The 903-nt window shown below is 70.1% G+C and carries 2 protein-coding genes; both read right to left on the bottom strand.

What is annotated here, in order from left to right; translation table 11 throughout:
• Positions 1-252 (bottom strand): LLM class flavin-dependent oxidoreductase (locus tag LCD31_RS24600; protein ID WP_224961771.1); only part of this gene is annotated, 252 nt, incomplete at its 3' end.
• A 100-nt stretch (positions 253-352) separates the two neighbouring features.
• The gene (locus tag LCD31_RS24595; protein ID WP_224961769.1) at positions 353-814 is read right to left on the bottom strand and encodes a MarR family winged helix-turn-helix transcriptional regulator; all 462 of its coding nucleotides are present in this window, start codon (positions 812-814) and stop codon (positions 353-355) included.
• Positions 815-903 lie beyond the last annotated feature (89 nt).

The following is a 903-nucleotide window of genomic DNA, read 5'->3' as shown; positions in this document are numbered from 1 at the left end:
GGTGATCAGCGTCGTCGAGGTGGACAGGACCAACCGCTCGGTACGGGCCGCCAGATAACCGAGCATCGTCGTCGGCGAAGACGGCACGAACGGCGGGTTGTGATGCTCACCGGTGGCGAACACGTCCAGACCGACCTCCTCGGCCTTCTCGGCGATGGCGACCATCGCCCTGATCCGCTCGGCCTCCGTCGGCGTGCGCCCGGTCGTCGGGTCGGGGGTCACGTCCCCGACGGTGAACACTCCGAACTGCATCTCGACCACTTCCTTCAAATCTGAACTAATCGGTCGAACGACGGCCCGGCGCGAGGTATTCCGACGAGGTCGAGGGGGTGACGAGCGCCATGCGCGGGCGTCAGCGGCCCGCGGTTCCGCGCAGCCGGTCCTGGGTGCGGGTGAACACGCGCCGGAGCACGTCCAGCTCCTGCTCGTCCAAGTCGTCGGTGAACAGCCGCTGCACCGTCCCCACGTGGTGGGCGTCCGCCGCCCGCAGCGCCTCCAGCCCGGCCGCGGTCAGCACCGCGTGGTGCACGCGCCGGTCATCGGGCGACGGGTGCCGCACCACCCAGCCGCGGCGCTCCAGGACCTTCACCTGGTAGGTCAGCCGGCTCGGCGAGAACACCATCCGCGCGGCCAGCTCGCCCATCCGCTGGCGCTGCTCCGGGCACTCCGACAGGACGAGCAGCACGTGGTAGTCCATCAAGCTCATCCCGGCGGCCGCGCGCAGATCCTCGTCGAGGCGGGTCTCCAGCAGCAGGCTCGTCTCGATGTACGGCCGCCACGCACGTCGCTGCGGCGAGGTCTCCCAAGGCTCCACCCCGCCGATCCTACCGTCGTTTCAACCGTTGAAATTCATGTCGCTGAGGTGGCCCGGCCACCTGCCCGCGCACCGATCGGCGCGCGGGC

It is taken from the genome of Saccharopolyspora sp. 6M (assembly GCF_020176775.1).
Classification (GTDB): domain Bacteria; phylum Actinomycetota; class Actinomycetes; order Mycobacteriales; family Pseudonocardiaceae; genus Saccharopolyspora_C; species Saccharopolyspora_C gregorii.
This window is presented reverse-complemented; position numbering and strand designations above follow the sequence as displayed.